We start from the raw sequence: 1,850 nt of genomic DNA, 5'->3' as shown, positions 1-1,850 counted from the left end.
TTCTCCCTTGCAAGGGCTGTGGTAAATAATCTGCCATGTCTTATCCCCTCAATGATTTGTCACAAATTGCACAACCACAACACACTCACCAGCATCAGTGGTTTTATCTCGTGTTGCATAAAGAGTCATTTCTTTATCCTCTGGAGCAAAAACCTTTTGGTCTGTTGGTGTAAAATCTTGCGTATTTTGGGCTTTGATATCTTTTTCACTGAACTCATTGCCTCCATAGGTGCTGCCTATCTTTAATTTTGCCTCAGAAAACGCGGTCTTGACAAAAGCCTTCATCGAAGTGATCAAAGCGCCACGAGGCAAAATTCCGATTTTTTCCGTAAGATGCTTATCTTTATGCGAGATATTCAAACGTAAGAAACTCACCTGTTGGGTGTGAAGATTTCTTCCCTGTAATGGAGGTGGTAATTGATCTGCCATGTCTTGTTTTCCTCTTTAATGATTACGCTGCTGCTTCACCGCTGTAGGTAGGAATAACAATCGTTCCAAAATCTTGCGCTGTCTGCGCACTATTGGGCATTTGGAAACGGGTTTTCTTCATTCCTATCAAAGTCTTGGCGGCTACACCAAATTGACGTTCATAATCAAAATACTCTTCTTTAAGCGTGTAATGCGTTGCACTGTGATTTTTCCCAAAACCTATAACCGCACTCTGGGCCCCTAAGAAAACCGCACGACGTACACTCTTTACCGCTGTATTATTTGTCGAGTTAACACCATGGGTGACATGAATAGCTTCGCGTAAAACAACACCATTATACATGCCAAGAGAACCATCAAAGATTGGGTTCTTTGCACGAGAGGTTGCATAAATCGATTTTTGAATATCTAACCACTCACCAACTGCTGTATTGGTTCGCAATTGCATGACTTGAGTTGGATGCAAATAGAGAACATAAACATCATCACCATTGACATGGACGGGGGAAATTTGCGGATTGGCAAGTTTAGCTTGTTTAACCGCTTCATCAATAAGCTTCAAACTAAAGCTATGTTTGGCTTTATCATTGAGATCTTCATCCTTTGTTTTACCATCTGGACGGATAATTCGTTCACTGCTTGGTGCCATGATTTCATTAAAGCCATAATGAACCGGTTTAATGTACACTTCTCGACCATCAACGCTAATCGTACGGGCTGTATAACCACATACCTGCAAAAAGAACATGATGCTTAAACGATTGGCATACCAGCGAACCAAGCCTTCTTTCGCTTTCTTACGTAAATTCGGGAGGATTCTCTGTTGATCAATCGAGTCATCATTGGCAACACGCGCCGCATGTAAAAGCTCGTTAATCACCAACCGATCATTCATAAATTGAAGCGCTTCTTCATTGCCTTCTAAGGTTTCGCCTTGCGTGACACCATCCCCAAACAGATTGACTAGCAAACTGAACGTAACACTATCCCCTGCGCTCTTATGGGTTTCGTTGTAAAGCTGGATAATGCTGTTTGAACTTTTGCCAATAAGAGGGGCAATTTTTGTCGCTTTCAAAACTTCATTGCTTAATTTCTGTGACCACAATTTCACCGATTGCGGATCATGGGTTCCTATATGTGTTGTTGCCATTGATTTCACCTTTCTTTGCTGTAAAAAAAAACCGGCTTAAAGCCGGTGAAAAACCCGCATCAAAGGCGGATTATGTTGTAAAACTTATTGCCTAATCAGGGTCTGCACCCATAATTTCATAAAAACGGGCTTCATTTTTCGGGTTCGATATCCACGCGTTAAATTCTTTCTCTGACATATTCGCAAGTGTCTCTTTGGTCATAGAACCTGTAATACTCCCCCCTCCTCCAGATGCTGTTAAGGTTCTCGCAGAATTCTGACGGCTTTGAAG

2 protein-coding genes and 1 pseudogene are annotated in these 1,850 nt (G+C 41.8%); all 3 read right to left on the bottom strand.

Annotated features, from left to right (window positions below; all coding sequences use genetic code 11):
• Positions 1-48: 48 nt before the first annotated feature.
• Positions 49-429, bottom strand: coding sequence for a hypothetical protein (locus tag ACFIM1_RS09160; RefSeq protein ID WP_375609765.1), 381 nt, complete (start codon positions 427-429; stop codon positions 49-51).
• A 22-nt stretch (positions 430-451) separates the two neighbouring features.
• Positions 452-1,579, bottom strand: a complete 1,128-nt coding sequence (locus tag ACFIM1_RS09155; protein WP_375609764.1) for a N4-gp56 family major capsid protein — start codon at positions 1,577-1,579, stop codon at positions 452-454.
• A 91-nt stretch (positions 1,580-1,670) separates the two neighbouring features.
• A pseudogene (locus ACFIM1_RS09150) lies at positions 1,671-1,850 on the bottom strand (hypothetical protein); the annotation flags it as partial.

This window comes from Bartonella sp. AC158YNML (genome assembly GCF_042196725.1).
GTDB lineage: Bacteria > Pseudomonadota > Alphaproteobacteria > Rhizobiales > Rhizobiaceae > Bartonella.
The sequence above is the reverse complement of the archived record's forward strand: the minus strand, read 5'-3'. Positions and strand labels throughout refer to the sequence as shown.

Excerpts from the sequence above, each read along its gene's own strand:
- ACFIM1_RS09160 (WP_375609765.1), bottom strand. The coding sequence starts at position 429 with ATGGCAGATCAATTACCACCTCCATTACAGGGAAGAAATCTTCACACC.
- ACFIM1_RS09155 (WP_375609764.1), bottom strand. The coding sequence starts at position 1,579 with ATGGCAACAACACATATAGGAACCCATGATCCGCAATCGGTGAAATTG.